Here is a 4,475-nt window from a genome sequence, read left to right as displayed (position 1 = left end):
CCCCCGAGGAGCGGGACACCTGCCGCCCCTGGCTGGTGCAGGAACTGCGGTTGCTGCGCCCGACGCTGCGGGCCGTGGTCGTACTCGGCGCCTTCGGGTGGCAGGCCGCGCTGCCCGCGGTCGCCGCAGCCGGCTGGTCCGTGCCCCGGCCGCGCCCCGCCTTCTCCCACGGCGCCCGCTACCCCCTCGACGGCCTGGAACTCTTCGGCTGCTTCCACGTCAGCCAGCGCAACACCTTCACCGGCCGGCTCACCCCCACGATGCTGCGCGAGGTGCTGCGCACGGCGGGGCGAGCGGCGGGCCTGTCCGCCGGCACTCCCTAGGGAGCCTCCTCGCCGAACAGGTGGCGGACCGTGGAGCGGTAGTTGGTCCGTACGTGCGTCAGCGCATGAGCGCGGGCCCGGTCCGGATCGCCCGAGGCGATCGCCTCGTACAGCTCGCGGTGCTCCACGAGGAGCTGCGGCCACTCCTCGTTGCGCCGGGTCATCCAGCGCAGCCGGCCGGCGACCGGTTCCAGGGCCTCGGTCAGCAGGCTGTTGCCCGCCATCGCCATGATGCGGTCGTGCAGGCGGCTGTTGACGTCGGTGATCACCTCGGCGTCCCCGGCCTCGGTCGCGGTGGCCGCACGGTCGACGAGTTCCTGGACTTCTGCCAGGTCCTCCGGTGTGGCGCGGGACGCGGCGAGTCCGGCGGCGTAGACCTCCAGGGCTTCTCGCAGTTCGAACAGTTCCTTGACGTCGGTCGGCGTGAGACGGCGTACTACCGTGCGTCGGGGTGTCTCGAAGTGGACGAAGCCCTCGGCCACGAGGGCCCGGATCGCCTCCCGGACGGGCACGCGCGAGACACCGAAACGCTCCGCCAGCTCGCGTTCGACCAGGCGGTCGCCGGGACGGAGGCTGCCCGCGATGATCTCCTGGCGCAGATCGGCCGTGACGCGTTCGCGTATCGCTCCGAGGGGTTCGATCTTCGTCATGCAGCCCATCTTCGTCGACGCGAGGTGTGTTTTACGCAGCGTTAACGAGAGCGACATCGGTCAGAACGGTTGACGAGGAGACCATGGCGCAGTTTGGTATACCAAAACATCTCGCGGGGCGTCCCCTCACCGTCCTGCGGAGCAGTCCTCCGTCGTCCCCCTTGCTCGTGGAGGCCCCGTGTCCCTCGCCGACCGTGCCGCAGAGACCGGCACCCCAGCGTTCGTTCCCGATCCCCGGCTGACCAACGAAGACCTCGCGCCCGCCAAGAAGCGCAACTGGAAGGTCTTCGACCTCTTCGCCATGTGGATGTCCGACGTCCACAACCTCGGCAACTACACCTTCGCCGCCGGACTGCTCTTCCTCGGCATGAACGTCTGGCAGATCTTCACGTCCCTGCTCGTCGGGTTCGTGATCATCTACATCGGCATGAACTGGATGGGGAAGATCGGCCAGCGCCACGGCGTGCCCTTCCCGGTGGTCAGCCGGATCGCCTTCGGTGTCTGGGGCGCCAACATACCGGCGCTGATCAGGGCCGTGATCGCCATCATGTGGTACGGCATCCAGACCTACCTCGCGTCAGTCGCCGTCAACGTGATGCTGCTGGCGGCCTGGCCGAGCCTGGAGTCGTGGACACACAACTCCTTCCTGGGCCTGGACGCGCTCGGCTGGGTCTCCTTCATCGCGCTGTGGCTGGTGCAGGCGGCGATCATCAGCCGGGGCATGGAATCGGTCCGCAAGTTCCAGGACTTCTGCGGCCCGGCGATCTGGCTCGTGATGATCGCGCTGGCCGTCTGGATCCTCTACAAGGCCGGCTGGACGATCTCGCTCACCTCCACCCCGCATCCGGTCTCCGTCGGCGAGCAGTGGCGCCAGTGGTTCGGCGCGATCGGCCTGGTCCTCGCCACCTACGGCACACTGATGCTCAACTTCTGCGACTTCTCCCGCTTCGCCCCCGACTACAAGTCGGTCAGGCGCGGCAACTTCTGGGGCCTGCCGATCAACTCCACGGCCTTCGTGATCGTGTCGGTCATCGTCACCGCGGGCGCCTTCGAGGTCTTCGGCAAGGAGATCACCGACCCGGCCTACCTCGTCGCCGAGATCGGCAACACCTGGGTGCTCGTGGTGGGCGCGCTGACCTTCGCCATCGCCACCATGGGCGTCAACATCGTCGCCAACTTCGTCTCACCGGCGTACGACCTGGCCAACGTGTGGCCACAGAAGATCACCTTCAAGGTCGGCGGCATGATCAGCACCGTCGCGGCGCTGCTCGTCACCCCCTGGAACCTCTTCTCCAACCCGACCGTCGTGAACTACTTCCTCGGCGGTCTCGGCGCCTTCCTCGGCCCGCTGTTCGGCGTGATCATGGTCGACTACTACTGGGTCAAGCGGGGCCGTGTGAACGTGGACGAGCTGTTCGACGCGACCCCCGGCTCCCGCTTCTACTACCGCAAGGGCGTCAACCCCAAGGCGCTGTGGGCGTTCCTGCCCGCGGCCGGTGTCGCCGCCGTGCTCGCGCTGGTGAAGACCTTCAGCGACGTGGCGCCGTACTCCTGGTTCATCGGCACGGCCCTGGCGGCCGGGCTCTACACGGCCCTGTGCCGCAGCGAACGTACCGCCGAGCGCCCTGCCGCGGAGGTCTGAGAGACGTGCGAATCGTCGTCACCAACTGCAACACCACGCAGGAGATGACCGAGGAGATCGTACGAGGTGCCCGGGCCGCCGCAGGGCCGGGCACCACCGTGACCGGACTGACCCCCGCCTGGGGACCGGCGTCCGCGGAGGGCTGGCTCGACAGCTACCTGTCCGCCGCGGCCGTCCTGGACACGCTGCGGACCTATGACGGAGCGCCGTACGACGCCGTGGTCATGGCCGGATTCGGGGAGCACGGCCGGGAGGGCGTGCGGGAACTGGTGGACGTACCCGTCGTCGACATCACCGAGGCCGCCGCGCACCTCGCCTGCCTGCTGGGCCGCCGCTACGGCGTCGTGACCACGCTGGAGCGCTCGTGCGGCCAGATCGAGGACAGCCTGGAGACGGCGGGCGTCAGGCGGAACTGCGCGGCGGTCGTCGGAACGGGCCTGAACGTGCTCGACCTCGGCGACGACGAACGCACCGAGACGGCGTTCCTGGCCGCCGCCGAACGGGCCTGCGCGGCCGGGGCGGAAGTGCTCGTCCTCGGCTGCGCCGGCATGACGGGGCTGCAACGGGCCGTCGGGGAGAAGCTGGGCCTGCCGGTCGTCGACGGGGTCGCCGCGGCGGTCAAACTGGCGGAGTCCCTGGTGGCACTGGGGCTGACCACGAGCCGGGTGGGGAGCTACGCCGAACCGCTCCCGAAACCGAGGGCGTGGGGCAGGCCCGCCGGGCGGTAGTTCACGCCGGGCCGTCGAGGGTGACGTCGTCGTGATGGGCTCCGTAGAACGCCACCTGCCGGGCCATCACCTCCCGCATCGACGTGCCCCGTGGGATGCCGTACACCGTGCCGGGGAAGTCCAGCGCCTCCTGGATCTGCCAGAGTTCGTCGTGCTCCCCGGAGGCGAAGAGCCGGGCCCGGGGCGCGCCCGCCGCGATCCAGCCGATGGGCAGGACGGTGCCGGGCGGCAGCACGGAGTTGACGTGCAGCACGCTGTGGATCCGCAGCTCCGAACCGGCGCCCGCGACGGCACCCGGGAAGACGCAGGCGCCGGTGGCCACGAAGACCTCGTCCTCCAAGGTCGCCCCGTTGACATGGGCGTGCGGGCCGACGAGCACCGCGTCACCGATCACGGCGGGGTGCGCGGACCGCCCCCGCACCAGCGCGTTCTCCATCACGACGACGTCCGCCCCGACCCGCACCTCGCCGTCCTCCGCGGTGAGCACGGCCCCGTGCAGCACCCGGCTGCGCTCACCGAGGACGACGGCCCCGCACAGGACGGCCGTCGGGGCGACGTACGCGGACTCGGGGACGACGGGACGCCGCCCGCGGTGCTCGATCAACATGGCGGTCCTCGCCTACTCGGGAACGACGGCTGTCGCCGTAATCTCCACCAGCTGCCCCGTATACCCGAGGCACGCCACGCCGATCAGCGTCGAAGAGTGCGGACCCGCGCTGAGGCCGGACGCCTCGACCACACTCCAGACGGCGGACAGTACGGCCGGCTCATCGCCCACCACGTACACGTCGGTCGCCACGACGTGCGCCAGATCGCTCCCCACGGCGTCCAGTTGCTCCCGCAGGTTGGCGATGACCTGCTCGGCCTGCCGCACCGGATCCCCCGGCCCGACGAGAGCGCCGTCCGGGCCCAGCGGGACGGAACCGGCGAGGAACGCCAGCCGTGTGCCGGCCTCGACGACGGACACGTGGGAGTAGGCGGGAGGCGGGAAGAGGGCCGGGACGGTGACGCGGCGGATCATGTGAGGTCTCCGATCTGCGGACGGCGACAGGACAACCCACCGATCATGGGTGCCCCGGCACGCGCACGCACCCGTATTTCGGTTCCCGGCGGCCGGGCCCTCCCCCTACGC

At 70.1% G+C, this 4,475-nt stretch carries 6 protein-coding genes; 3 read left to right on the top strand and 3 right to left on the bottom strand.

The features are described 5' to 3' along the window. Positions 1-323: uracil-DNA glycosylase family protein (locus tag C1J00_RS38785; protein ID WP_342751789.1), on the top strand; the 323-nt coding region annotated here is incomplete at its 5' end. On the opposite strand, the gene C1J00_RS38780 is transcribed toward C1J00_RS38785, so the two are convergent. Continuing rightward, complete coding sequence (locus tag C1J00_RS38780; RefSeq protein ID WP_102913577.1) at positions 320-973, bottom strand: GntR family transcriptional regulator; 654 nt, start codon at positions 971-973, stop codon at positions 320-322. The genes C1J00_RS38785 and C1J00_RS38780 overlap by 4 nt on opposite strands. Positions 974-1,151: 178 nt before the next feature. Between C1J00_RS38780 and C1J00_RS38775 the strand changes: the two genes are divergently transcribed. Next, positions 1,152-2,615 carry an NCS1 family nucleobase:cation symporter-1 gene (locus tag C1J00_RS38775; protein WP_102913576.1) on the top strand — a complete coding sequence of 488 codons (1,464 nt, stop codon included), beginning with the start codon at positions 1,152-1,154 and terminating at the stop codon, positions 2,613-2,615. Positions 2,616-2,620: 5 nt separating this feature from the next. Then, positions 2,621-3,343 (top strand): aspartate/glutamate racemase family protein, encoded by a 723-nt coding sequence (locus tag C1J00_RS38770; protein ID WP_102913575.1) that lies wholly within the window; start codon positions 2,621-2,623, stop codon positions 3,341-3,343. A gap of 1 nt (position 3,344) precedes the next feature. Here C1J00_RS38770 and C1J00_RS38765 read toward each other — a convergent pair whose 3' ends face one another. Next, positions 3,345-3,950 (bottom strand): gamma carbonic anhydrase family protein, encoded by a 606-nt coding sequence (locus tag C1J00_RS38765; protein ID WP_102913574.1) that lies wholly within the window; start codon positions 3,948-3,950, stop codon positions 3,345-3,347. A 12-nt stretch (positions 3,951-3,962) separates the two neighbouring features. Beyond that, complete coding sequence (locus C1J00_RS38760) at positions 3,963-4,364, bottom strand: RidA family protein (RefSeq protein WP_102913573.1); 402 nt, start codon at positions 4,362-4,364, stop codon at positions 3,963-3,965. Positions 4,365-4,475 lie beyond the last annotated feature (111 nt).

This window comes from Streptomyces cahuitamycinicus (assembly GCF_002891435.1).
GTDB classification, from domain to species: Bacteria; Actinomycetota; Actinomycetes; order Streptomycetales; family Streptomycetaceae; genus Streptomyces; species Streptomyces cahuitamycinicus.
This window is presented reverse-complemented; position numbering and strand designations above follow the sequence as displayed.

What these genes read in the sequence shown, in the direction of transcription:
- C1J00_RS38780 (WP_102913577.1), bottom strand. Translation starts at nt 973, where the DNA reads ATGACGAAGATCGAACCCCTCGGAGCGATACGCGAACGCGTCACGGCC.
- C1J00_RS38765 (WP_102913574.1), bottom strand. Translation starts at nt 3,950, where the DNA reads ATGTTGATCGAGCACCGCGGGCGGCGTCCCGTCGTCCCCGAGTCCGCG.
- C1J00_RS38760 (WP_102913573.1), bottom strand. Translation starts at nt 4,364, where the DNA reads ATGATCCGCCGCGTCACCGTCCCGGCCCTCTTCCCGCCTCCCGCCTAC.